The 22,429-nt window shown below is 72.8% G+C and carries 26 protein-coding genes; 10 read left to right on the top strand and 16 right to left on the bottom strand.

Annotated features, from left to right (window positions below):
• Nucleotides 1-105: 105 nt before the first annotated feature.
• The 11 genes from MON03_RS13520 to MON03_RS13470 all read right to left on the bottom strand — a co-directional run bounded on the left by MON03_RS13520 (nucleotide 106) and on the right by MON03_RS13470 (nucleotide 6,281).
• Complete coding sequence (locus tag MON03_RS13520) at nucleotides 106-282, bottom strand: hypothetical protein (RefSeq protein ID WP_175327528.1); 177 nt, start codon at nucleotides 280-282, stop codon at nucleotides 106-108.
• Between the two features lie 36 nt (nucleotides 283-318).
• Nucleotides 319-738, bottom strand: coding sequence for an MFS transporter permease (locus MON03_RS13515; protein ID WP_242088927.1), 420 nt, complete (start codon nucleotides 736-738; stop codon nucleotides 319-321).
• Nucleotides 735-1,913 (bottom strand): Asp23/Gls24 family envelope stress response protein, encoded by a 1,179-nt coding sequence (locus tag MON03_RS13510; protein WP_175327527.1) that lies wholly within the window; start codon nucleotides 1,911-1,913, stop codon nucleotides 735-737. Before MON03_RS13510 ends, MON03_RS13515 begins: the two co-directional genes overlap by 4 nt.
• Nucleotides 1,914-1,983: 70 nt before the next feature.
• The gene (locus MON03_RS13505) at nucleotides 1,984-2,154 is read right to left on the bottom strand and encodes a CsbD family protein (protein WP_022903127.1); all 171 of its coding nucleotides are present in this window, start codon (nucleotides 2,152-2,154) and stop codon (nucleotides 1,984-1,986) included.
• 107 nt (nucleotides 2,155-2,261) lie between these two features.
• Nucleotides 2,262-2,825, bottom strand: a complete 564-nt coding sequence (locus MON03_RS13500) for a hypothetical protein (protein ID WP_242088925.1) — start codon at nucleotides 2,823-2,825, stop codon at nucleotides 2,262-2,264.
• Nucleotides 2,822-3,397 (bottom strand): DUF6286 domain-containing protein, encoded by a 576-nt coding sequence (locus MON03_RS13495; RefSeq protein WP_242088923.1) that lies wholly within the window; start codon nucleotides 3,395-3,397, stop codon nucleotides 2,822-2,824. Before MON03_RS13495 ends, MON03_RS13500 begins: the two co-directional genes overlap by 4 nt.
• A 9-nt stretch (nucleotides 3,398-3,406) precedes the next feature.
• Complete coding sequence (locus MON03_RS13490) at nucleotides 3,407-3,721, bottom strand: hypothetical protein (protein WP_242088921.1); 315 nt, start codon at nucleotides 3,719-3,721, stop codon at nucleotides 3,407-3,409.
• A complete protein-coding gene (locus MON03_RS13485) occupies nucleotides 3,718-3,909 on the bottom strand; it encodes a DUF2273 domain-containing protein (protein WP_022902999.1) in 192 nt (63 codons plus the stop codon). The genes MON03_RS13490 and MON03_RS13485 overlap by 4 nt, the downstream gene beginning before the upstream one ends.
• Nucleotides 3,902-4,351, bottom strand: coding sequence for an Asp23/Gls24 family envelope stress response protein (locus tag MON03_RS13480; protein ID WP_242088919.1), 450 nt, complete (start codon nucleotides 4,349-4,351; stop codon nucleotides 3,902-3,904). The genes MON03_RS13485 and MON03_RS13480 overlap by 8 nt, the downstream gene beginning before the upstream one ends.
• 187 nt (nucleotides 4,352-4,538) lie before the next feature.
• Nucleotides 4,539-5,696, bottom strand: a complete 1,158-nt coding sequence (locus MON03_RS13475; protein WP_242088917.1) for a helix-turn-helix domain-containing protein — start codon at nucleotides 5,694-5,696, stop codon at nucleotides 4,539-4,541.
• Between the two features lie 9 nt (nucleotides 5,697-5,705).
• On the bottom strand, nucleotides 5,706-6,281 hold the full coding sequence (locus MON03_RS13470; RefSeq protein ID WP_022903009.1) for a hypothetical protein: 576 nt from the start codon (nucleotides 6,279-6,281) through the stop codon (nucleotides 5,706-5,708).
• A gap of 191 nt (nucleotides 6,282-6,472) precedes the next feature.
• On the opposite strand from MON03_RS13470, the gene MON03_RS13465 reads away from it, so the two are divergent.
• The 5 genes from MON03_RS13465 (at nucleotide 6,473) to pgi (ending at nucleotide 12,211) form a co-directional block, all read left to right on the top strand.
• On the top strand, nucleotides 6,473-6,775 hold the full coding sequence (locus MON03_RS13465; protein WP_022903010.1) for a metal-sensitive transcriptional regulator: 303 nt from the start codon (nucleotides 6,473-6,475) through the stop codon (nucleotides 6,773-6,775).
• Nucleotides 6,776-6,806: 31 nt separating this feature from the next.
• On the top strand, nucleotides 6,807-7,025 hold the full coding sequence (locus MON03_RS13460) for a heavy-metal-associated domain-containing protein (protein WP_022903011.1): 219 nt from the start codon (nucleotides 6,807-6,809) through the stop codon (nucleotides 7,023-7,025).
• Nucleotides 7,026-7,051: 26 nt separating this feature from the next.
• Nucleotides 7,052-9,265 carry a heavy metal translocating P-type ATPase gene (locus MON03_RS13455; protein WP_242091473.1) on the top strand — a complete coding sequence of 738 codons (2,214 nt, stop codon included), beginning with the start codon at nucleotides 7,052-7,054 and terminating at the stop codon, nucleotides 9,263-9,265.
• A 71-nt stretch (nucleotides 9,266-9,336) separates the two neighbouring features.
• Nucleotides 9,337-10,347 (top strand): nitronate monooxygenase, encoded by a 1,011-nt coding sequence (locus MON03_RS13450; protein ID WP_022903013.1) that lies wholly within the window; start codon nucleotides 9,337-9,339, stop codon nucleotides 10,345-10,347.
• Nucleotides 10,348-10,504: 157 nt separating this feature from the next.
• A complete protein-coding gene (gene pgi / locus MON03_RS13445; protein ID WP_022903014.1) occupies nucleotides 10,505-12,211 on the top strand; it encodes a glucose-6-phosphate isomerase in 1,707 nt (568 codons plus the stop codon).
• A 215-nt stretch (nucleotides 12,212-12,426) separates the two neighbouring features.
• Here the strand turns inward: pgi and MON03_RS13440 are convergent, their stop codons facing one another.
• Nucleotides 12,427-13,302, bottom strand: coding sequence for a LysM domain-containing protein (locus MON03_RS13440; RefSeq protein ID WP_242088915.1), 876 nt, complete (start codon nucleotides 13,300-13,302; stop codon nucleotides 12,427-12,429).
• 130 nt (nucleotides 13,303-13,432) lie between these two features.
• On the opposite strand from MON03_RS13440, the gene MON03_RS13435 reads away from it, so the two are divergent.
• From MON03_RS13435 to MON03_RS13415, 5 genes are all read left to right on the top strand, one after another.
• On the top strand, nucleotides 13,433-13,927 hold the full coding sequence (locus MON03_RS13435; protein ID WP_175328012.1) for a hypothetical protein: 495 nt from the start codon (nucleotides 13,433-13,435) through the stop codon (nucleotides 13,925-13,927).
• A 68-nt stretch (nucleotides 13,928-13,995) separates the two neighbouring features.
• The gene (locus tag MON03_RS13430) at nucleotides 13,996-15,453 is read left to right on the top strand and encodes a sugar porter family MFS transporter (protein ID WP_175328013.1); all 1,458 of its coding nucleotides are present in this window, start codon (nucleotides 13,996-13,998) and stop codon (nucleotides 15,451-15,453) included.
• A 149-nt stretch (nucleotides 15,454-15,602) separates the two neighbouring features.
• Entirely contained in the window at nucleotides 15,603-16,307 is a 705-nt protein-coding gene (locus tag MON03_RS13425) for a DUF4396 domain-containing protein (RefSeq protein WP_022903018.1), read from the top strand.
• Between the two features lie 21 nt (nucleotides 16,308-16,328).
• Nucleotides 16,329-16,778, top strand: a complete 450-nt coding sequence (locus tag MON03_RS13420) for a MarR family winged helix-turn-helix transcriptional regulator (RefSeq protein ID WP_175328014.1) — start codon at nucleotides 16,329-16,331, stop codon at nucleotides 16,776-16,778.
• 68 nt (nucleotides 16,779-16,846) lie between these two features.
• Complete coding sequence (locus MON03_RS13415) at nucleotides 16,847-18,616, top strand: chloride channel protein (protein WP_242088913.1); 1,770 nt, start codon at nucleotides 16,847-16,849, stop codon at nucleotides 18,614-18,616.
• Nucleotides 18,617-18,673: 57 nt separating this feature from the next.
• Here the strand turns inward: MON03_RS13415 and MON03_RS13410 are convergent, their stop codons facing one another.
• The 4 genes from MON03_RS13410 to MON03_RS13395 form a co-directional block, all read right to left on the bottom strand.
• A complete protein-coding gene (locus tag MON03_RS13410; protein WP_242091472.1) occupies nucleotides 18,674-19,648 on the bottom strand; it encodes a zinc-binding dehydrogenase in 975 nt (324 codons plus the stop codon).
• Nucleotides 19,649-19,674: 26 nt separating this feature from the next.
• Nucleotides 19,675-20,097 carry an organic hydroperoxide resistance protein gene (locus tag MON03_RS13405; RefSeq protein ID WP_022903022.1) on the bottom strand — a complete coding sequence of 141 codons (423 nt, stop codon included), beginning with the start codon at nucleotides 20,095-20,097 and terminating at the stop codon, nucleotides 19,675-19,677.
• 21 nt (nucleotides 20,098-20,118) lie between these two features.
• Nucleotides 20,119-20,577, bottom strand: a complete 459-nt coding sequence (locus MON03_RS13400) for a MarR family winged helix-turn-helix transcriptional regulator (protein WP_022903023.1) — start codon at nucleotides 20,575-20,577, stop codon at nucleotides 20,119-20,121.
• Between the two features lie 154 nt (nucleotides 20,578-20,731).
• Nucleotides 20,732-22,366, bottom strand: coding sequence for a DHA2 family efflux MFS transporter permease subunit (locus MON03_RS13395; protein ID WP_175328016.1), 1,635 nt, complete (start codon nucleotides 22,364-22,366; stop codon nucleotides 20,732-20,734).
• Between the last annotated feature and the right edge of the window lie 63 nt (nucleotides 22,367-22,429).

The following is a 22,429-nucleotide window of genomic DNA, read 5'->3' as shown; positions in this document are numbered from 1 at the left end:
TGCCCGAGTCTCGCGCCGGCCCGCCCGAGTCTCGCGCCGGCCCGCCCGAGTCTCAGGTCGCGGATCCCGCCCGAGTCTCGCGCCGGGCCGTCGGTGCAGGCGGCGTCAGCCGAGCCCGAAGCGGCGCTTCAGGGCCTTCCGGCGCTTCCGGGCTCGCCGGTCAGCCAGTGCACGCCGGGCGGTCTCGGCCTTCGAACCCTTCACGACCGGACGGTTGGCACGAGCGCCGAGCCAGAAGCCGAACAGGACGACGAGTCCGACGAGGATGATGCGGTTGCGCATGGTGGTGTTCCCTTCGAGGGTGCGGTGCCGCGGGCCTCAGCCCGTGAACCGCTGCCAGAGGTCGGTCACGATCGGCCAGACGTCGCCGGCGCGGTCCGCCGACGAGATCGCGACCGTGACGACCGGGTAGATGGTCACCGCGAGGGCGACGAGCACGGCGAACACGACCGCGACGACGGAGGTCGCGGTGTGCCGGCGTGTGAGGGCCAGGAGGACGAGGGCGAGCACCACGACCGCGCCGAGCAGCGCGACCAGGGTCACCCGTACGAACGGGAACGGGACGAGTCCCGCGGTGGTGGCCGTGACGCCGCCGAGGAAGCCGACGAGCGGGAAGAACGCTCCGAGGGTGATCGCGAGGAGCAGGACGATCCCGATCCCCGACGCCACCCACACCCCGCGGGGGCGCGGACGAGGCATGCCGCCCCGACCACGCCGGAACCCGCGGAGCGTGGTCACTTCCGGTCCTCGTCGCGGTGGGACTCGGCGTCCTCGCGGAGGGCGTCCGCAGCACGGGCGAGGGTGGCCGACGCCTCGTCGAGCGCATCGGCGGTGTCCTCCGCGGACTCCTCGGTGGCGGCCGTGTGCCCGTCCCCGGCGGCTGCGTTCGCGTCCCCGGCGGCATCATGCGCGTCCGCGGCGGCAGCGTGCTCGTCCGCTGCGTCGGCAGCGTCGGCGACCGCGTCCTCCGCGTGCGCGCCGGCGGTCCGTGCCGAGTCAGCGGCGTCGTCCGCTGCACGGGCGGCGCGGTCCGCGACCTCGGCACCCGCGTCCACTGCGGCGTCGCGTGCGGCGCCGGCGGCCTCGGCCGCGTGGTCGACGGCGTCGGCGGCGGCACCGCGGGCACGGTCGGCACCGTCACGCGCGCGATCGGCAGCCTCCGCGGCACCGTCACGAGCCCGGTCAGCGAGGTCACGACCGCGCTCCCCGAGCTCCGCGGCAGCGTCGCGGGCGCGGTCTGCGGTCTCCGCGGCAGCGTCGCGAGCCCGGTCCGTCGCGTCCGCGACCGCGTCCCGCGCCCGGTCGGTGGCGTCGGCCACGGCCTCGCGCGCGGTGTCCGCGGCGTCGCCTGCACGGTCGACGGCGCGGGATGCGGCATCGCGAGCCCGCTCGGCGACGTCGGCGGCGTTCTCCTTGGCGTCGGCGGCGGCCTCGGACGCGGCGTCGCGGACACGGCCGACGGCGTCCTTCCCGGACTCGACGGCCCGGTCGAGCGCGCTGGGTTCGTCGTCGAAGGGACCGTGCACGTCAAGCACCCGGACGTCGACCGAGACGGCGGCGAAGTCGAGTTGCGAGACGGCCTCGCGGACCTGTCGGCGGACCTCGTCGGCGACGCCGATCACGGGCTCGGGGTACTCCACGACGATCGACACGACGACGTCGAGTGCACCGTCGGTCTCGTCGACCTGCACCCCGGTCGTCCCGGCGGAGCGGCCGAACTGGGAGCGCACCTTGTCGGCTGCGCGGGCCAGGAGGTTGCCGAGGTGGTGGACGCCGTGGACACCGAGTGCGGTCTCGGCGGCGGTGCGGGCGGCGACGGTGACGGGCGAGGCGTCCGCGGGCAGGGGCTCGGTGAGCTCCGCGGGCAGGGGCACCTCGGTGATCTGTGTCCTGGCGTTCGGGTCGTGCTGCATGACTTCCTCCTTGCTCCGGGACGACGGACGCCGCCCACCATGGGCGGGCGGCGTCCGGGTCCGAGACGGGTTACTTGAAGACGTCCTTGACGTCCTCGCCGGCCTTCTTGGCGCTGGCCGCGGCCTGGTCCTTCTGCCCCTCCGCGACCTTCTGGTCGTCGTTGGTCGCCTTGCCGACGGCCTCCTTGGCCTTGCCGGCGAGGTCCTGGGCAGCGTTCTTGATCTTGTCGTCGAGACCCATGACGGGCTCCTCTCTCTCGTCCGGGCGTCAGCCCGGTTTCCTTGGTGGTGCAGCCGGGAGGCGCGGTGTGCCTCCCGGGGTCTGGGGTGGTCGGTGGGTGGTGCGGTCTACTGCACGCGGGTGGGTTTCGCGAGGGCGGCGCGGGTGCCGCCGGTGAGGTGGACCAGGACCGGGACCTGCCGGCCCAGGGTGCGGTCCAGCACGCCGATGGCGTGGTCGACGGCGTCGAGGACGGTGACCGCGTCACCGCCGCGGCGGACGTTGACCCGGATCCGGGCCGCGCGCTGCCGCTTGACGAGGTACGTGTCGACCTTGGCGCCGACGACGTCGCGGACGCCGTGGAGTTCGTGGTCGATCACGTCCCGCACGAGCGCGACGTTGATCGTGACCTGGTCCTCGCCGTTACGTTCCCGGACGGCGACGCTGGTGCCGCCGCGGCCGCGGGTGAACACCCACGCCAACGCGAGCACGATCACCACGACACACACGCCGGCGACGATCCACAGCGACGCCGCCGGCACGCTCACGTTGCTCGGCAACGTCACGTACGGCTTCAGGGCGTCACGGACCGCGGGCAGCACGCCGGCGCCGATGGTCAGGCCAGCGATGACGGCGACCAGGCCGAGCACGAGCAGGATGATGCGGTTCAGGGTGCGGTTGCTCTTGGTCATGCCAGGGTTCCCTTCTCGTCCACGCGGACCTTCACCCGCTTGCCGAACCGGGCGTCGAGGCGGCCGAGGCGGTCCTCGACCGCGGAGCGGACCGCTGCCTGGTCGACGGGCACCCCGGACAGGGGCACGAGGCGGACCTCGGAGGACCGGCCGCGGGCGGAGGCCTTGGCGTGGTCCTCGGGCAGGCCGGCAGCGAGCGCGGCGGCGTTCGCGGCGGTCGAGGCGAGGATCGCGGTGTCGATGACCACGGCGCCGCGGTCGTGCTCGACCGCGGACCGGTGCTGCCGGCCGGGCTTGAGCGCCAGCACGACCAGCACGATCCCGAGGACCACCAGGACCACAGCGATCACCTCGGCGATCGTCACGAACGCGCCGTCGGGCTGCAGGGCCGCGTCCACGACGGTCTGCGGGTCCGCCACCAACGGCGCGGACCCCACCGCCTGCAAGACCGACTCCGTCCCGATCCACGCAGCCACGAGGACGAGCACCACGAGCGCGACCGACACCGCCGTGGAGCGGGAGGGGTGCACGCTGCGGCGGCGGATGCGTCGTTCGACGGAACCGTTGCTCATGGTGGCCTCCTAACGGACGCGGCCGTCGTGCTCGTGCACGATGCCGGTCAGTTCGACGTGGGTGGGACCGACGCGCCGGCCGGTGAGGGCGGCCACGCGGTCCCGGATGTCGCCGGCGGCGTGGCCGGCGGCGGTGATGAGGTCGTCCTGCGCGCGGACGGGGCTCTCGACGTCGAGCGTCAGGGCTCCGGAAGCGTCGCCGAGTCCGACCCGGACCCGCTTGGCGGGGGCGCCGAGCCGTTCGGCTGCGACGGCCCGCGCGAGCGAGGTGAGAGCCCGGGCGGTGACCTCGACGCGGCCGGGCACGCCCGGGCCGGCGGTCACCGGGAGCTCCGACGTCCGGTCAGCACGTCGGTCAGGGCACCCCGGTCGATCTTGCCGGAGCTGATCGCGGCCACGAGGGCACCGATCGCGCCGAACACGATCACCAGGACGAAGCCCCAGAAGCCGAACTGGAGTGCCACGACGGCGAGGATGGCGCCGATGAGGGCGCCGACGAGTGTGTTACTCAACGCGGGACTCCTGCTTCTCGTCGGCCTCGTCGTCGTCGCCCGGGATGTAGACGTCCTGGACGGTGACGTTGACCTCGGCGACCTCCATGCCGACGATCTGCTCGAGGGCGCGCGCGACACCGGTGCGGACGCCATCGGCGACCTGCTGCAGGGCGACCGGGTACTCGGCGACGATCACGATGTCCGCGGCGACCTGCTTCTCGCCGACCTCGACCTTGACGCCCTGGCCGAAGTCCCGCTGCCCGATCGCGTCGCGGATCGCACCGATCGCGCGGGCAGCGCCCTTGCCGAGCGAGTGCACGCCGTTGACCTCGCGGGCGGCGATGCCGGCGACCTTCGCGACGACGGTGTCGTCGATCGTGGTCTTGCCGGACAGGTTGCCCGCGGCCGCGGTGCGCGGCGCCGTGGCGGTCGTCGAGGTGGTGGTCGTGGTGTCAGCCATGATTGCTCCTTCCGTGTCCCGCCGGGCGTTCCCAGCGGTTGCTGTTCACGGATGAGACGGGACTCCCCCGACGGTCGTCACGCCGTCCTGAGAGGAATCAGCCGACTCCCAGAGAACGGGTCCGAGCGCCGTGCACGTTGTACCCCTGTGCGGAGAACGGCTCGCACCGACGCCGGAACCGGCCGCGTCAGTGCGTGTCGGCGAGCGCCCCCGTCGCGGCCTTCCGGCGCCGCAGATCGGCCACGAACTCGGTGGGCGTGGTGCCGTGTTCGGCTCGGAACAGCTGCTGGAGCCGACGTGGTCGGACGCCGGCGGCCTCGGCGATGCTCGCGACCGTGAGCCTCCCGTCGAGGTGCTGCTCGATGAACGTGACGGCGGCACGGACCCGGGGGTTCGACCGGTCGCGGCGCGTGGTCGCCGGGTCCTCTCCGAACCGCTCGCGGTAGTCCCGCGCGAAGCGCCCCGGGTTCGTGAAGCCCCAGTGGTTCGCGACCATCCCGACCGACGGGTCGTCGGCCTGCAGCAGCTCGTCGCGGGCGCGGTCGAGTCGGTGGTCCCGGAGGAAGCGGCGGGGTGTGGTGCCCATGGTCCGCGCGAAGACCTCCTGCAGGCCGCGCTCGCTCAGTCCGCAGGCCGCGGCGATCCGCGTCACGGACGGGCGTTCCGCGGCGTGCTCCTCGATGAACCGCACGGCGTCCCGCAGCCGGTTCGCGACAGGGACGTCCTCGCCGCGGTTGCGGATCGGGAACGTGTCGAGGACGACGGTCGCCAGCCGCCGGTTGAGTGCCGTGCGCATCGGACCGGTCACCCGGTCGTCCAAGAGCGAGCCCTGGAGCTCGCGGATCAGGTGACGCAGGGGCTCGCGTCGGGCGATCGCCTCGTCCTGCTGGTCGAACAGCAGGGGGCCGTCCGGCAGCCGGAAGCCGAGCTGGCGACCGACCTCCCGGAGGAACGCGTCCGCGATGTGGATGCCGTGGTAGACGGTGCCGGACGACTCGAACCGGTACGCCTCCGACGCGGACGCGATGTACGGGGTCCCCGGTCTGACGACACGGGTGCGGTCGGGGAAGTGCATCTCGAGCTCGCCCGCGGTCAACCAGAACACGACGTGGTCCGTCCGGGGCCCGATCACACCGCCCCGACGCCCCCCGAGCGCCCGCATCGACCGCAGGGTGAGGTCGTCGTCGCCCACCATCGTGTACTCGTACCGGGTGTCGGCCGTCGCGAAGGTGTCGGTCGCGAACTCGCGGCCCGCGTACTCGGCAGTGAAGATCGTGGCGTAGTCGGTGCCGTCGTCGTGCGTGTACCGCGCTTTCCGGAACCCGTTGGGCGGCGCGGTGCTCATGGGGAATGTCTACACGACCGGGGTGAAGACCCACGCCGTCGCCCCGGAGGTGAGCTCGATCCGGACCCGTCGCACGCCGCTGCCGGCCCTGCGGTCGAGGATCGCGAGCTCCCATTCGTCGTCGAGGTGCAGGAGGGCACCCGCGACCGCGTCGTCGGGACCGCCGGGACGGACCACGCCGTCCTCGACCAGCCAGCCGGGCAGCACGTCCTCGGTCGTCCGGAACAGGCGTCCGAACACCGCGTCCTGCGTCGACGGGTCCCGGAGGTCGCCGGTCGTGAAGACCTGGAACTCGGGACGCCCGGGGCGCGGTCCGCGCGGTGCGATGGCCGGCGTCGAGGTCCACACGAGTGCGCCGGCGAGCCCGGTCAACCCGAGGTGGAGCAGCCCGATCACGGCGAGGACGCCGCCCCAGACGATCCCGGAGGCGTCGCCCGGGCACGGGGTGTCGAACCCGTCCTCCCGGCAGGTCGCGTGCAGGTTCGCCGAACCGACCCCGACCGCGACGAGCCCGACGACGAGGAGCACCAACGCGAAGACGCCGAGGCCGATGACCCAACGCTGACCGGGGGAGAGACGCTGCACGAGTCGAGAACCTACCGGACCGCAGCGGGCGCGGGAGCGCGATCCGCGCCTCTCCCCACCGGCACGGCCGGAACGCCGCTGGCGCGACGCTCCGGAACCGGCGGTGTGGGCCCAGTCTGGGTGTCGTCAGAACGCAACCAGTGACGTGGAATACCCCAGGGGGGTACCATGTTCACGAGGACGGAGGCACGATGCACGAGGAGACCCACGCACACGTCGGCTACATCGGCGACAAGGACGACCTGCTCAAGCGGCTCCGCCGCGCCGAGGGCCAGGTGCGCGGCATCGCACGCATGGTCGAGGACGAGACCTACTGCATCGACGTCCTCACGCAGATCTCCGCGGCGAACCGCGCACTCGAACGGGTCGCGCTCTCCCTGCTCGAGGACCACCTCAAGCACTGCGTCGCGGAGGCCGTCGCCGAGGGCGGCGACGCCGCCGACCAGAAGGTGCGCGAAGCGAGCGACGCGATCGCCCGCCTCGTCCGCTCCTGAACCGACACCACCACCCGATGGAGGAACCAGCATGACCACCGAGACCCTGCTCGTCACCGGCATGACCTGCGAGCACTGCGTGATGAGCGTGACCGAGGAGCTGTCCGAGATCGACGCCGTCCAGAGCGTCGCCGTCGACCTCGTGCCCGGCGGCTCGTCCGCCGTGACCGTCACCTCCGACGAGCCCGTGGACGCCGACGTCCTCGACGGCGCGATCGCGGAGGCGGGGTACGAGGTCGTGCGGCCGTGAGCGACGTCGAGCTCGACATCACCGGGATGACCTGCGCCTCGTGCGCGAACCGCATCGAGCGCAAGCTCGGCAAGCTGCCCGGGGTCACCGCCACCGTGAACTACGCGACCGAGAAGGCGCAGGTGCGGGTGGGGGACGACGCGGACGTCGACGTCGAGCGACTCATCGCGACCGTGGAGTCGGCCGGGTACGGGGCGGCCGTGCCGGTGCCGCCGTCGAGCGCCGGGCCTGCGTCGACGGAGGGTGACGAGACCCGTCTGCTCCGGCAGCGCCTGCTCGTGTCGGCGGTCCTCGCCGTCCCCGTCGTGGTGTTGTCGATGGTGCCGGTCCTGCAGTTCCCGAACTGGCAGTGGGCGGCCCTGGCCCTCGCTGCGCCCGTCGCGGTGTGGGGTGCGCTGCCGTTCCACCGTGCCGCGTGGGTGAACGCCCGGCACGGCGCCGCGACGATGGACACCCTCGTGAGCGTCGGGGTCGGCGCGGCCTTCACCTGGTCGCTGTACTCCCTGTTCCTCGGGGACGCCGGCGTGCCCGGCATGCACATGACCTTCTCGTGGTTCGCGACCGATCCCGAGGGCACCGAGCTCTACCTCGAGGTCGCGACGGCCGTCACCGTGTTCGTGCTCGCCGGCCGGTACGCGGAGGCCCGCGCCAAGCGTGAGTCGAGCGCCGCCCTCCGAGCACTGCTCGAACTCGGCGCGAAGGACGCCGCCGTGCTCCGGGACGGCTCCGAGACGCGGGTGCCGGTGGCCTCGCTCGTGGTCGGCGACGTGGTCGTCGTGCGCCCGGGGGAGCGGATCCCGAGCGACGGCGTCGTGCGCGCCGGGTCCTCGGCGGTCGACCTCAGCATGCTCACGGGCGAGTCCGTCCCCGTGGAGGTCCGTGCGGGCGACCACGTCACCGGTGCGACCGTGAACGTCGGCGGCCGGCTCGAGGTGACCGTCACCGCGGTCGGCGCCGACACCGAACTCGCCCGGATGGGCAGGCTCGTCGAGGAGGCCCAGACCGGCAAGGCCGACGTCCAGCGGCTGGCCGACCGGGTGTCCGGCGTCTTCGTCCCGATCGTCATCGGGCTCGCGCTGCTGGCGTTCGTCGGCTGGCTCGTGGTCGGTGGTTCCGTGACGGCTGCGTTCACCGCGGCGGTCGCGACGCTCATCATCGCCTGCCCGTGCGCCCTCGGGCTCGCGACGCCCACCGCGCTGCTCGTCGGGACCGGCCGGGGGTCGCAGCTCGGCATCCTGATCGGCGGACCCGAGGTGCTCGAACGCACCCGGACGGTCGACACGATCGTGCTCGACAAGACCGGCACGGTGACCACGGGGACGATGGCCGTGCGGTCCGTCGTACCGGCCGCCGGCGTCGACCCCGACACGGTCCTCGCCCTCGCTGCAGCGGTCGAGGAGGGCTCCGAGCACCCGGTCGCGCGCGCCGTCGTCGTGGACGCCCGGTCGCGTTCCCTCGTCGTGCCGCCCGCCGAGGGCTTCGCCGCCACTCCAGGGGCCGGTGTCCAGGCCATGGTGTCCAGCGCGGACGCCCGCGCGGCCGCGGCGGTCGTCGTCGGCCGGTCGGACTGGCTCCGGGACGCCTGGGCCGTCGACCTGTCGGACGGCCTGCGGACCGCGGTCGAACGAGCCGAGGCCGAGGGCAGCACCGCCGTGGCCGTCGCGCGCGACGGGCTCGTGGTCGGGATCGTCGTCGTCGGTGACACGGTCAAGGACGAGTCCGCGGCGGCGGTCGGCCGCTTCCGGGCGCTCGGGCTGCGGCCGGTGCTCCTCACGGGCGACAACGATGGTGCCGCTCGGGTCGTCGCCGATGCGGTCGGGATCGAGGAGGTGCACGCCCGGGCGACACCGGCGTCGAAGCTCGAGGTCGTCCGTCGGCTCCAGCGGGACGGACACGTCGTGGCGATGGTCGGCGACGGGGTGAACGACGCCGCGGCGCTCGCGGCAGCGGACCTCGGCATCGCGATGGGATCCGGCACCGATGCGGCGATCGCGGCGAGTGACATCACCGTGGTGAGCGGGCGGCTGACGGTGGTCGCCGATGCCGTCCGGCTGTCGCGAGCCACGCTCCGTACGATCAAGGGCAACCTGTTCTGGGCGTTCGCGTACAACGTGGCCGCGGTGCCGCTCGCGATGGCCGGGCTGCTGAACCCGGTGCTGGCCGGGGCAGCGATGGCGTTCTCGTCGGTGTTCGTGGTGACGAACAGCCTGCGGCTGCGGCGGTTCCGGCCGCTCGACTGAGGGGCAGCCGGCAGCACGGCGGTCGGCTCCGGTGGGGCTGTGCAGGCGGCAGGACGGTGCAGGATGGGCGCATGCGTCCCCTGCCCGGTGTCCTCGGTGCCGCGGCACCCGTCCACGTCGCTCCGATGGCCGGTGGCCCGAGCACACCCGGCCTCGTCGCGGCGGCGGCCCGCGCCGGGCACCTCGCCCAGCTCGCGGCGGGGTACCAGGACGTCGAGGGGCTCGCGGCGCAGGTCCGTGCCGTCCGCGCCGCGGGGACGGAGTCGTTCGGCGTGAACCTCTTCGCGCCGAACCCCGTGCGGATCGCCGACGACGTGTACGAGGCCTACCGCGCCGAGCTCGAACACGAGGCCGGTCGCCCGCTACCGCCGAAGCACGAGGACGACGACGCCTGGGCGGACAAGATCGCAGCGCTCCTCGACGACCCGGTGCCGTTCGTGTCGTTCACGTTCGGGCTGCCCGACGCCGCCGTGGTCGCGGCCTTGCGCAGCCGCGGCACCGTCACGGTGCAGTCGGTCACGGACCCGGCCGACGCCCGGGCCGCGGCCGAGCGCGGCATCGACGTCCTGCTCGTGCAGGGGGAGGCGGCCGGCGGCCACTCCGCGGTGCTCGACCCGACGAGCACGCCGGCACCGATCCCGCTCGCCGAGCTCGTGCGCCGGGTGGCAGCTGCGACCGACCTGCCGGTCGTCGCCGCCGGCGGGATCGGCAGCGCGGCCGACGTCCGCGAGCAGCTCACGGCCGGGGCGTCCGCCGTCTCGGTGGGCACGGCGGTGCTCCGGACGGACGAGGCGGGCACGAACGCCACCCACCGGGCTGCGCTCGCGGACGCCGCGTTCGACCGGACGGTCCTGACCCGGGCGTTCACCGGCCGTCCGGCGCGGAGCCTCGCGAACGCCTTCACGCGGGCGCACCCGGACGCGCCGCTCGGCTACCCCGCGCTCCACCACCTGACCCGGCCGCTCCGGACCGACGCCGCCGCGAGCGGCGACGCGCAGCACCTCCACCTGTGGGCGGGTCGTGCCTGGCGGGCCGCGTCCGCCGGTCCCGTCGCGGACGTCCTGGAGGCGCTGCTCGCCTGACCGACGCCGGTCCGCCCACCCGGACCGCGCCTCCGTCCACGGCGAACGCGGACTGTGCGCGGGCCGAGCGCGACGGCACTACGCTCGGACCTGGTCCGCGACGCAACGGCGCGGTGACCCGCGGACCGTGTACCCACGTGATCCAGGAGGACCCCTCGTGACCGATTCCGCTCCCGTCGACCCCACATCGACCGACGGCTGGAAGAAGCTCGCCGCCATCGCCGACGGCTTCACCCCGGACCTGCGCGGGTGGTTCGACAGCGACCCCGGTCGTGCAGCGAAGTACACGTTCCAGGCCGCGGACCTCACCGTCGACCTGTCGAAGGGCCTCGTGACCGAGGACGTCCTGACGAACCTGCTGCAGGTCGCGCGGGACACCGGCGTCGCCGAGCGCTTCCGGTCGATGCTCGCCGGCGAGCACATCAACGTCACCGAGGACCGCGCCGTCCTGCACACCGCGCTCCGCCGCCCGGCGGGCATCGAGCCGTCGCTCGTCGTCGACGGGCAGGACGTCGACGCCGACGTGCACGCCACGCTCGACAAGGTGTACGCGTTCGCCGAGCAGATCCGCTCCGGCGCGTGGACCGGTGTCACCGGCAAGCGCATCGAGACCGTCGTCAACATCGGCATCGGTGGGTCGGACCTCGGCCCGGTCATGGTCTACGAAGCCCTCAAGCCGTACGTCCAGCCCGGCCTCGAAGCCCGCTTCGTCTCGAACATCGACCCGGCCGACATCTACGAGAAGACGGCGGACCTCGACCCCGAGACCACGCTCTTCATCGTGGCGTCGAAGACCTTCGGAACCCTCGAGACCCTGACGAACGCGCGCCTCGCCCGGCAGTGGCTCTGGGAGCGCCTCGGGCTCGCCGATGGCTCCGACGAGGACAAGACGAACGCGGTCGCGAAGCACTTCGTCGCCGTCTCGACCGCACTCGACAAGGTCGCCGCGTTCGGCATCGACCCCGAGAACGCGTTCGGCTTCTGGGACTGGGTGGGCGGCCGCTACTCCGTCGACTCCGCCATCGGCACCGCGGTGGTCGTCGCGATCGGCAAGGAGCACTGGGAGCAGTTCCTCGCCGGGTTCCACGCCGTCGACGAGCACGTCCGCACGACGCCCCTCGAGCAGAACGTCCCGGTCCTCATGGGGCTGCTCAACGTCTGGTACTCGAACTTCCTCGGTGCCCAGAGCCACGCGGTGCTGCCGTACACGCAGTACCTGCACCGCTTCCCGGCGTACCTGCAGCAGCTCACGATGGAGTCGAACGGCAAGCGCGTCCGCTGGGACGGCAGCCCGGTCACGACGTCCACCGGCGAGGTCTTCTGGGGTGAGCCCGGCACGAACGGCCAGCACGCGTTCTACCAGCTCATCCACCAGGGCACGAACCTCGTCCCGGCGGACTTCATCACCATCGCCAACCCGCCGCGTCCGCTGACCGACGAGACCGGCGACGGCAAGGGCGTCGCGCCCGGCACCGACGTGCACACGCTGTTCCTCGCGAACTTCTTCGCGCAGACCAAGGCGCTCGCGTTCGGCAAGACCGCCGACGAGGTCCGTGCCGAGGGCACGACCGACGAGGGCATCGTCGCGGCGCGCACGTTCCCGGGCAACAAGCCGACGGCGTCGATCCTGGCGCCGGAGCTCACCCCGAGCGTCCTCGGGCAGCTCATCGCCCTGTACGAGCACATCGTGTTCACCGAGGGCACGATCTGGGGCATCGACTCGTTCGACCAGTGGGGTGTGGAGCTCGGCAAGCAGCTGGCGCTGCAGGTCACGCCGGCCGTCGAGGGCGACCAGGAGGCGCTCGACGCGCAGGACGCCTCGACCAAGGCGCTCATCGCGAAGTACCTGGAGCTGCGCGGGTAGCGCACGCTCCCACCTGACGGACGGGAGGCCCGTGGCGGATCCGCCACGGGCCTCCCGTCCGTCCATGCGCGCGGCGCGCGCGGGCGCAAGCGGGTCGGACCTGGACCGAGACTCGGGGTGAGCGACAGTTCTCTGGGCGCGCGTGCCGAGGAGTGTCGCTGGGCACGAGTCTCGGGCCCTGCGATCTGAGCCTCGGGCGCCGTGACGGCCGCGCGTCAGCGCGCGAGGGGGTCGAGGTTGAGGGTCGTGCCCTCGTAGAGGTACTGGTCGTCGCCGAACACCTGCACGCCCTCGTTCAGCCAGACGAGCGCGCGGACGCTGATGCTGAAGCGTGCCGCGACGTCCCCGATGAGGTCGTCCGGCGCCACGACGTACGACGTCGGCACACCGCTCGGCGTCGTCGCCGTGACCTGCCCGGCGGCGTTCGCCCGTGCGCCGCCGTCGACCGGGCGCACGTTGGTCGTCCGCGCCGGGACCGACCAGCGGACCGTCGTCACCGCGAGGACCTTGCCGGGGCCGAGCTCGATCGGCTCCGCGGAGTCGGGCCCCGCGGAGGAGTACGTCACGAGGGTGGTGAGCCCGGACGGATCGACACCGGAGCCGTCGAGCGGCACGGTCGCCGAGGTTCCCGGGGCCGCGGTCGCGCTGCCGAGTGGGTGATCGCCCACGCCCGTGTAGGTGAGCCCGTCGCCGACCGCCCGCGGCCGCTCGAACAGGGACACCGACACCGGGACCGGCAGCGTCGACGTGAAGCCGGAGTACTGCGCCGAGAACGTGTCGTCGCCGTCGGACACCATGCGGAAGTGGAAGTGGACGCTGCCGAGCGGTGACGCGACGTCCCCTTCCGCGACGACCGTCCCGGCGGCGATGCGGCTCAGCGTCGGTGCGGGCGCGGCCGCCTCGGTCGGTACGGGGGTCGGCGTGCGTGGGTGCGCCGATGCCTCGAGCAGTGCCTCGGCCGACGACTCGTCGGGAGTGGGCGTCGGGGTCGCTGAAGGGCTCCCGGACCGATCCGATCGCGTCGGCGGCGGTACCGGGTCCGGGCTGCGGAGCAGGCTGCAGCCGCTCAGCGCGACGATCCCGATCGTCACGAGCCCCAGTGTGGCGACGGTCCTCGGTGCAGTCCCCATCGTGTTCCCCCTCCCGCGCGATGCTATTCGGGGGAGTCCGTGCACGCGAACCGGTCGTGCGCTGTCGCCCGCAGGCGTTAGCGTCGTCGGCATGGACCGTTCGGAGATCCTCGCCGCCGCCGCGGCTGCCCACGCCGCCCGCATCGCGGAGTCCGGCGGTGACGACGCTGCCGCGCGCGCCCGTGCCGAGTCGATCGCCGGGCGCGATGCCCTGACCGACGACGCCGCCCGTGACGCCGCTCGCCGCCGCGCGGGCGAGGCCGACCGGGCCGCCGACCGCACCGAGGGCGCACTGTCCGACTGGCACCGGATGGGCACCCGTCGCGGGGTCACCCCGGACGAGCAGGTCCGCTCCGCTTGGTCGATCGCCGGCGTGCCGGAGCAGGGCGGGACGCGGGCCCTCGCGAACGTGTTGCTCTCCACCGCCGGGCACGCCGGGCGGGTCGCCGACGCAGCCCGTCGTGACCCGAAGCTCGCCGGCGCTGCGAGCGCTGCGGCACGCCGGACGGTTCGTCGGTACACGGACCACGGCGCGGGGATGGCCTCGCTGGGCGACGTCCTCGATGATGACACCATGACCGATTGACAGGACATGGATCGGAGTTACGATCGCTGCACGCGATGAAGCGCGATCACGGACGAAGGAGTCACCGGATGGTCGACATCGAGCAGACCGCACCGAACGCCACCCTGCCCCCGGTCGGGACGGGTCCGCACCGCCGCCGCCTGGGCGTGCTGGCACTCGTCGCCACCTTCGGCGGCCTGCTCTTCGGCTACGACACCGGCGTGATCAACGGTGCGCTGCGCCCCATGCGGACCGAGCTCGGTCTGACGAACCTCACCGAGGGCGTCGTCACGAGCTCGCTCCTGTTCGGCGCGGCGATCGGGGCGATGCTCGGCGGTCGCATCGCCGACGGATGGGGACGTCGGAAGACGATCATCCTGCTCGCCGTGACCTTCTTCGTCGGCACGGTCGTGTGCGTCGCGGCACCGAGCTTCGGCGTCATGGTCGTCGGACGGGTGCTCCTCGGCCTGGCGGTCGGTGGCGCCTCGACCGTGGTGCCGGTGTTCCTCGCCGAACTCGCGCCCTACGAGATCCGCGGGTCGCTGTCCGGCCGCAACGAGCTCATGATCGTCATCGGGCAGCTCGCGGCCTTCGTCGTGAACGCGGCCATCGGCAGCCTCTGGGGTGAGGGCGACGGCGTCTGGCGCGTCATGCTCGCCGTCTGTGCGCTGCCCGCGATCGCGCTCTTCGTCGGCATGCTCCGGGTCCCGGAGTCGCCGCGGTGGCTGGCCTCGGCGGGGCGGGGCGACGAGGCCCTCGAGGTGCTCCGGCAGATCCGGTCCGAGGAGCGCGCGAGGGCCGAGCTCGCGGACATCGAGCGGACGAACGCCGTCGAGGCCGAGGTGCAGCGCGAGAGTGGCTGGCGCGTCCTCCTCGGCAACAAGTGGCTCGTCCGGATCGTGCTCGTCGGCGCGGGCATCGGCGTCGCCCAGCAGCTCACCGGGATCAACTCGATCATGTACTACGGCCAGACCGTGCTCGTCGAGTCGGGCTTCCAGGAGCAGGCGGCCCTCATCGCCAACATCGCTCCCGGGGTCATCGCGGTGATCGGCGGCTTCATCGCCATCCGCAACATGGAGCGCATCAACCGGCGCACGACGCTCATCCTCGGGTACTCGCTGACCACGCTCTGCCACTTCCTCATCGGCATCGCGTCGATGACCCTGGTCGAGGGCAACCCGGCGCGTCCGTGGGTGATCCTGTTCCTCGTCGTCGCGTTCGTCGGGTCGATGCAGACCTTCCTCAACATCGCCACCTGGGTGATCCTGTCCGAGATCTTCCCGACGCAGATCAGGGCGCTCGGCATGGGCATCGCGGTGTTCTGCCTCTGGATCGCGAACGCGTTCCTCGGGCTGTACTTCCCCTCGATCGTCGCCGCGACCGGGATCACCGGCACCTTCTTCGGCTTCGCGGTCGTCGGGCTCCTCGCCCTGCTCTTCATCTGGAAGTTCGTGCCCGAGAGCCGCGGTCGCACCCTCGAGGAGGTCGAGGAGGGCGTCACCACCGGCAACATCTTCGTGGTCGACAAGAAGCGGGCGCGCGCCTGATCCCGCTCGACGGAGCAACCCACCGACGGGAGGCGCGGTGCCAGCTGGCACCGCGCCTCCCGTCCGTCGCCCACCCGGCTGGGAACGGCGGATCGGCCCGACCGTAGGCTCGGTCCGTCGTTGTAGCCGTACAAGTCCGGAGGTGTCGCGTGGTCGAGCTGGGTGCGCCTGCCTTCCCGTCCCCGCTCACCGCGCTCTGCGCGGTGCTCCTGGCCGTCGCGGTCGCCTGCGCGGTGTTCGTCGCGTTCGACGTCGTCCGGCACCCGCCGCAGATGCGGGTCATGGCGCTCGTGTGGCCGCTCACGATGCTGTTCGGCAGTGTCGTCTGGCTCGTCTTCTACCTCCGCCGGGGCCGGGCCACAGCGGCCGACCACGGGCGTTGGGCGGGCACCGCGATCGACACCAGCCACTGCGGCGCCGGCTGTGCACTCGGTGACCTGCTCGGCGAGTTCGGCCTCGCCTGGTTCCCCGCGATCGGGACCCTGGTCGGGCTCGGCTCGCTGTACCAGGACCGCATGGTCGCCGGGTGGGTCGTGGACTTCGTGCTCGCGTACCTGCTCGGCATCGGCTTCCAGTACTTCGCCATCGCCCCGATGCGCGGCCTCGGCGTCCGCGCCGGACTCGTCGCGGCCCTGAAGGCCGACACGCTCAGCATCGTCGCGTGGCAGATCGGCATGTACGGGCTCATGGCGGTCTGGCAGCTCGCCGTGTTCCCGGCGCTGTTCGGCGGCCGGGCGAGTGTCTTCTCCCCGGAGTTCTGGGTGGCGATGCAGCTCGCGATGGTGGCCGGCTTCGTGTGCGCGTACCCGGTGAACGCCTGGCTGGTCCGCCGCGGCATCAAGGATGCGATGTGACGGGCTGCGAGGATGGGCAGCATGGCCGACCTCGATGAAGTCCTCGCAGCATCCCGTGGACTGCTCGGCGTCGTCGCGAGGTCGCTGACGTCGGCGCTGGAGCACGTCACGGTGCCGCAGTTCCGCCTCATCGTCCTCGTCACGACGCTCGGCCCGACTCGTGCCGGTGACCTTGCCGAACGTCTGGCGGTGGGCCCGTCGACGCTCACGCGGAACGTTGACCGACTGGTGTCCGGCGGCTGGGTGGAGCGTCGACCGGGCTCGACGAACCGGCGCGAGGTGCTCATCGCCGCGACCGAGCAGGGTCGGGCGCTCGTCGACGAGGTCAGCGAGCGGCGCAGTCGGGAGCTCGCCCAGGTCCTCGAGCGGGTGCCCGAACCGGACCGACCGGCGGTGATCGCGGGCATGCGGGCGCTCCGCAGGGCGATGGACGAGCCGCTGCCCGAGGAGGTCTCCGCGTTCGGGGGCTGATCTCCGTCACTCGACGCCGCAGAGTTGTACGCGTACAATCGTTGTGTCCGTACAACTGATGGAGGACCGTGTCGACATCCGCTCCTGCCCGTTCCCACGTCCGCGTCGCCGGGACCCGCTTCGGCGGAGCCGCCGTCCGCCTGGCGCTCCCGGCACTCGTCGTCGGCGCCGGAGCCGGGGTCGCCGCCGTCGTCTTCCGATGGCTCATCATGCACGCCACCCGGGTCTTCAGCGGGCACGCGGACTACTCCGCCACCACCGGGCACCCGGCGAACCCGTGGGTCCCGTGGCTCGGCGCCGGCTTCGTGGTCGTCGCGCCGGTCGTCGGCGGGCTCCTCTACGGCCCGCTCATCCACCGCTTCGCCCGTGAGGCCCGCGGCCACGGCGTCCCCGAGGTGATGTTCGCGCTGGACCGGAACGGCGGCCGGATCCGTGGCAGCGTCGCCGTCGTGAAGGCCCTCGCGAGCGCGATCTGCATCGGCGCCGGCGGCTCGGTCGGCCGTGAGGGACCCATCATCCAGATCGGCTCGGCGCTGGGCTCGACGATCGGCCGGTGGGCCCGGATGCCCGAGGTCCGTGTGAAGACGCTCGTCGCGTGCGGTGCGGCCGGCGGCATCTCGGCGACGTTCAACGCCCCGGTCGCGGGGATCTTCTTCGCCCTCGAACTGCTCCTCCGCGACTTCACCCCGACGTCCTTCGGCGCGGTGGCGATCGCGAGCGTGACGGCCGCGCTCGTCGGGCGCGCGGTCTTCGGCGACTCGGCGTTCCTGCACCTGCCCGCCATCGCTGGGGTCACGCCGCCGGAGTACCTCCTGTTCGCGTTGCTCGGGCTCGTCGCCGGGGCGGTGGGCATCGGCTTCACGCGGGTGCTGTACCTCGTCGAGGACGCCTGCGACCTGCTCTGGAAGGCGACCCGTGGCCCCGAGTGGCTCCGGCCCGCGGTCGGCGGTGTGCTCCTCGGTCTGCTCCTGCTCGCGCTGCCGCAGATGTACGGCGTCGGCTACCCGGTGTTGGAGCACGGCGTGGCCGGGCAGTACGCGCTCGCCTTCCTCGCCGTGCTCGTCGTCGGCAAGGTCCTCGCCACGTCGCTGACCCTCGGCATCGGCGGCTCCGGCGGGGTCTTCGCGCCGTCGCTGTTCATCGGCGCGATGGTCGGTGCAGCGTTCGGCGAGGTCGCGGCGACGGTCGACCCGGCCCTGCACGGGCAGGTCGGGGCGTTCGCGGTCGTGGGGATGGGGGCCGTCTTCGCCGGGTCGACGAGGGCACCGATCACGGCGGGCATCATGCTCTTCGAGCTGACCGGGGACTACGCCCTGGTGCTGCCCGTCGTCGTGGCGGTCGTCATCGCGACCGCGGTGTCGAAGGTCCTCTCACGCGACACCGTCTACACGCTCAAGCTCAGTCGCCGCGGCGTCGACCTGACCGACTCCGCGCTCGCGGTCCGACGTCCCTCCGGCCGGACCGCCGGAGGAGCAGCACGGCCGCTCGGCCCGGTGGTGTCCAGGGCTGCGAGCGCGGCCGACGCGCTCGCAGCCCTGGAGTCCGGGGGCGGCGCGCCCGTCGTCGTCCTGGACGCCGACGGACGCTTCGCCGGAGTCGTGTCCGCGCGGTCCGCCGGGGACGCGGTGCTCACGGACGTGGAGTTCGCGGCCCGCCCGGTGACGGACGTGCTGTCCGACGTCGTCCCGGTCCGCAGCGACGCCGGGCTCGACACCGTCGTGCAGGACGTGGTGGACGCGTCGGACACCGCCGGACTCCCGGTCGTCGACGAGGACGGCCGCCCGGTCGGGTGGCTCGGGCAGGCGGACGCGCTGCGGGCTCTGGTTCCCGCTCGGTGACGGACTGGAGGCTCGTGGCGGATCCGCCACGAGCCTCCAGTCCGTCTGCTGGGCCCGCTACGGGCGCAGGAGCACCTTGCCGACGCGGCCCGCGGTGTCGCTGGCGCGCGCAGCCGCGCGGGCCTCCTCGAACGGGAAGACCTCGGAGACGGGGAGCGTCAGCGACCCGTCGAGTACGCGGGTGATGAGCTCGCCGAAGAGCTGCTGCTTGAGCGGCGCGTCCATCGTCTTGCTGACGACGGCGCCCCAGAAGCCCTTGACCGTGAGCTGGCCGAAGATGACCTTGCCCGACGGGATCTCGAGCGTGGGGGAGGCCATCGCGCCGAACACGACGAGGGTGCCGTTCTCGCCCATGACGGAGGCGAGGTCACCGGCGGCCTTGCCACCGACGGACTCCACGCCCGCGATGATCGGTGCGCCGCCCGTGATCGCGCGGACCTGGTCCTGCCAGTCGTCGGCGTCGGTGGCCACGATGCGGTCGATGCCCTGCTCGCGGAGCTCCTCGACACCGGCAGCGCGGCGGACGAGCCCGATCACGTTGATGCCCCGGGCCTTGCCGAGCTGCGCGACCATGCGCCCGACGGCGCCGTTCGCGGCGTTCTGGATGAGCCAGTCGCCCTCGTGCAGGTCGAGCGAGTGCAGCAGGCTGATCGCGCTGAACGGCATCGACACGAGCTGTGCCGCGGCCTCGTCGGACATGGCGTCCGGCACCGGCACGAGGCCGGCCGCGTTCGCGGTGTAGTGCTCGGCCCACACGCCGAAGGTGCCGCCGGCGACGCGCTGGCCGACGGACAGGTTCGTGACGCCGTCGCCGAGGGCCTCGACGACGCCGAGTGCCTCGGTGCCGGAGGCTGCGGGCAGCTCGGGCTTGAAGCCGTAGGTGCCGCGGATCGTCCACAGGTCGTGGTTGTGGATGGGGGAGAGGACGGTGCGGACGAGGACCTCGCCGGCGCCGGGGGTCGGGACCGGGCGCTCCTCGGTGGTCAGCACGTCGGCGGGCTCGCCGAACTCGTGGTGGACGACGGCGCGCATGGTGGTGGGGATGGTGTCGGTCATGCTCAGTCCTCCGAGACGGTGATGGTGACGTCGATGTTGCCGCGGGTCGCGTTCGAGTACGGGCAGACCTGGTGCGCGGCGTCCGCGAGAGCCTGGGCCTGGTCGTGCTCGAGCCCGGGCAGCACGACCTCGAGCAGGACGGCGAGCTGGTAGCCGCCGTTGCCGTTCGGGCCGATCTGGACGCGGCCGCCGACGGACGAGTCGGCGATCTTCACCTTCTGCGCGCGGGCGACGCCCTGGAGCGCGGAGTGGAAGCAGGCGGCGTACCCGGCGGCGAAGAGCTGCTCGGGGTTCGTGCCGGCTCCGGAGCCGCCCATCTCCTTCGGGATCGCGAGGTCGAGCGCGAACGAGCCGTCGCTGGTCGCGACGCGGCCGTCGCGGCCGGCACCGGTGGAGAGGGCCTCGGCGGTGTAGAGGGCTTCCATGTGGTTCCTTCCTTCGTGGGGTCAGTGGTGCTGCGCGGCGGCCTGCTGGGGCTCCGCGGCAGCGTGCATGGTGGCGGTGAGGCGCTGGAGCGTGGAGATGAGCTCGAGTGCGGCCTGCTCGTCGGACAGGCCCATGCCCTGGGCGATGCGGGCCGGGACGTGCGCCAGCTCGGGCCGGATCGAGCGGCCCCGCTCGCCGAGCGTCACGCTGACGACGCGCTCGTCGGTGCTCCGGCGCTCACGACGCACGAGGTCGGTCTGCTCCATCCGGCGCAACAGCGGCGAGAGGGTGCCCGAGTCGAGTCGGAGGTGGTCGCCGAGGGACGACACGGTCTGGTCGCCCTCGATCCAGAGGGTGACGAGCACCAGGTACTGCGGGTAGGTCAGTCCCCACGGTTCGAGCAGGGCGCGGTACGCCTGGGTCGTCGCCCGGGACGCCGCGTAGAGCGAGAAGCACACCATCTCGTCGGTCACCGGCATGCTCCGAGTGTTGCACACAACAACGTTGTGCACAACCGAGTTGCGAACGGCTGCAGCGGGAACCGACATCTGCACGGGGCGGACGGGAGGCACGGTGCGGGCCGGCCCCGTGCCTCCCGTCCGCCCCGTCTCAGCGTCCGGAGCCGCGGGCCGGTCAGCCGGCCGCGACCGGCCGGTCCGTCGTCGGCGTGGCCGACGTCTCGGACTCCGGGCGCCGGAGTCGGAGCGTCGCGGCCAGGCCGAGCACGAGGAACCCGGCCGCCGAGAACGCTGCCGCCCGGGTGCCGTCGCTGAACGCCTCCGCCGCGGTGTCCGCGACCGCCGGGTCCTGCGCGCGGAGCCCGGCGATGGCGCCGCCGGAGGACGTCACGACGGCGTCGGCCACCCGGGAGGCGGTCGCCGCGGGGGTGCCGGTGTCCTCGAGGCGGTGCTCCACGAGCGCGCTCGTCGACGTGAACAGCACCGTGCCGAGCACCGCGATCCCCAGGGCGGACCCGATCTGCCGGGCGGTGCTCTGGGCGCCGGAGGCCTCCCCGCTCCGTTCGACGGGGACGTCCTGCAGGACGACGCCGGTGAGCTGCGCGGTGGCGAGCCCGACGCCGAAGCCGTACACGAACAGGCACGGCACGATCGCCCACCACGGGGTCGACGACGACACCACGAACCCGACCGCGGCGACCCCGACGATCTCGGCGGCGATGCCGAGCCGGACGATGGGCAGCGCGCCGATCCGCTGGCCGGCGGTGGCGGCGAACCCGCTCGCGACGAAGGACCCGACGGCGAGGGCGAGCAGGACGAAGCCGGTCTGCAGTGCGGAGTAGCCGAGGACGTTCTGCAGCCAGAGCGGGAGCGACAGGATGATGCCGAACTCGCCGAGCGAGACGATCAGCGCTGCGACGGAGCCGCCGCGGAAGGACGCGATGCCGAACAGGTCGAGGGCGATGAGCGTCGACCGTCCCGCACGCTGCCGCCGCCGCGTCCACACCACGAAGAGCAGGCCCGCGACGACGGTGAGGGCGAACGCGTACGGGATCGGCGAGAGGGCGCCCGGCCAGGACCAGTCCCCGACACGCAGGCGCTCGGCGTTGGTCCACCAGCCGTAGGTCCGGCCCTCGATGAGGCCGAACACGAGCGACGCGCTCGCGAGCACGCTGAGCACGGCGCCGACGACGTCGATCCGGCCGGCGTGCACCTCGTCGCGGGACTCCCGGACGAACACGAGCGCGCACGCGACGATCGCGACACCGAGCGGGATGTTGATGCCGAAGGCCCAGCGCCACGAGAACGCGGTCGTGAGCCAGCCGCCCAGCAGCGGACCGACGGCCACCATGCCGCCGATCGTCGAACCCCACACCGCGAACGCGATGCCGCGCTCCCGTCCGGTGAAGGTGGCGTTGACGAGTGAGAGCGTCGTCGGCAGGACCATCGCACCGCCGACGCCCTGGACGATCCGGGCCAGCACGAGCAGCTCGCCGCTCGGGGCCAGTGCGGCGAGGACCGAGGCCGCGGCGAACACCGTGACCCCGACCACCATGAGCAGTCGTCGGCCGAGCCGGTCGGCGAGCGAGCCGAAGACGAGCAGGAGTGCCGCGAACACGAGCGTGTAGCTCTCCTGCACCCACTGCACGGCCGTCGAGCCGATGTCCAGGTCGCGGACGATGCTCGGGATCGCGACGTTCACGATCGTCGAGTCGACGATGATCAGCGACACGGCGACGCTGATCACGACGAGACCGGCCCAGCGGCGACGGTCGGGGCTCGGGGTCGGTGTGGTGGACGGGGTGACCATGCGGTGCCTCCTGAGATCGTCAGCATGCTGATCGTCACCGTACGCCTGCTCGCGCCGTGACGT

Source organism: Curtobacterium sp. DN_7.5 (assembly GCF_022655355.1).
Lineage (GTDB): Bacteria > Actinomycetota > Actinomycetes > Actinomycetales > Microbacteriaceae > Curtobacterium > Curtobacterium luteum.
Note: the sequence above shows the minus strand (reverse complement) of the source record. Positions and strands in the feature narration are given on the sequence as shown.